The sequence below is a fragment of the Lentzea aerocolonigenes genome, from assembly GCF_000955955.1.
Classification (GTDB): Bacteria; Actinomycetota; Actinomycetes; order Mycobacteriales; family Pseudonocardiaceae; genus Lentzea; species Lentzea aerocolonigenes_A.
Genome location: NZ_JYJG01000387.1, coordinates 1 through 1,404, shown reverse-complemented (window position 1 = coordinate 1,404; position 1,404 = coordinate 1). Strand labels below are relative to the sequence as shown.

2 protein-coding genes are annotated in these 1,404 nt (G+C 67.6%); one reads left to right on the top strand and one right to left on the bottom strand.

Features of this window, described 5'->3' with window-relative positions:
- Positions 1–631: C40 family peptidase (locus tag UK23_RS39760; protein WP_196778088.1), on the bottom strand; the 631-nt coding region annotated here is incomplete at its 3' end.
- A 95-nt stretch (positions 632–726) separates the two neighbouring features.
- On the opposite strand from UK23_RS39760, the gene UK23_RS39755 reads away from it, so the two are divergent.
- Positions 727–1,404 (top strand): glucosaminidase domain-containing protein (locus tag UK23_RS39755; RefSeq protein ID WP_052685452.1); only part of this gene is annotated, 678 nt, incomplete at its 3' end.

The following is a 1,404-nucleotide window of genomic DNA, read 5'->3' as shown; positions in this document are numbered from 1 at the left end:
CGGTGCCACGGGCGAAGGCCTGGGTCGTGTTGCCGACCGCGTGCCACGTCGTGCGGCCACCCGTGTCACCGGCCGCGGCGGGCGGCGGCGCGTCGTCGACGATCTTCTTGTACCGGTAGGCGCGGTAGCTGCCGTTCGGATGGCCGTCGAGGCTGGCGTTGTTGATGTTCGTGCGCAGGTGCCGGACCGGCGTGGAACCGAACGAGTAGTACCAGAAGTTGCCGTTGGCGTCGTCCCAGCGGTCGAACAGGAACATGTGGGTGCCGGGGTACAACATGAAGTCGCCGGCCTTGAGATCGGTGCGCGAGATCGCGTTGCCCCAGTTCGCGAAGCTCGCGGTCGCCGGGACGTCCTTGAGGTGCAACGCCATCGACACGTAGCCGGAGCAGTCTCTGCGGTACATGTGACCGTCACCGGGACCAGGTGACCAGCCGCCCTGGTCGTACGGACCGGGCTGGTGGTCCACCCAGTACTGCGCCCGCTGGATGACCTCGCTGCGGGTGATGGGTCCGTCCAGGTCGGAGGCCTGCGCGGCGACGGGAAGTGCGACCGCCCCAGCGGACGCGACCACCGTGAAGGCGGCCGCCAGCACAAGTCGAGCCAGTCCCCTGCGGCTCAGTGTTGTCGTCATGGGCAAAGGTTCGATCGCGGCTCTTCAGAACCGCTTCAAGTCCCTCGCTCGCGATCTGAAGCGAGTTTGAAGGAGCGGCTCGAAAACTCCTCGGCATGACTCGAAGGATCATCGGAGCGAGCATCGCCGCCCTGCTCGGGCTGCTGGTGGTGGCCACGCCGGCGCAGGCCGACTACCGGGACGACTTCCTCGCCGCCGCCGGGCCCGCCGCCCAGCGCGTGCGAGCCGACTACGACATCCCGGCGTCGGTGACGGTCGGCCAGGCAACGCTGGAGTCGAACTGGGGACGCAGCGGCCTGTCCGTCAACGACAAGAACTACTTCGGTTTCAAGTGCACGTCGGCCGGCTCGCCGGGCCCGATCGCCATCGGCTGCCACAACTACCCGACGACCGAGTGCGTGCCGTCGCCGTGCCACACCGTGAACGCCTACTTCCGCGTGTACAGGTCGATGGAGGACTCGTTCCGCGACTACGGCCGTCTGCTGACGACGAGCCCGACGTACGCCGACGCGCTGCCGTACCGGCACGATCCGGACGCGTTCATCCGCAAGGTGGCGCCGCACTACGCCACCGACCAGTCCTACGCCGACAAGGTCCTCACGCAGATGCGGACCTACAACCTGTACCGGTTCGACTCCTCGGAACCCGTGCCGGCCGCCGGTGTCGGTGTCGCCGGTGGCCGCACGACCTGGCACGCGGTCGGGAACACCACTCAGACCTTCGCCCGAGGCACCGACAACAAGCTGATCCACAAATACCTGTCCGACGGGATG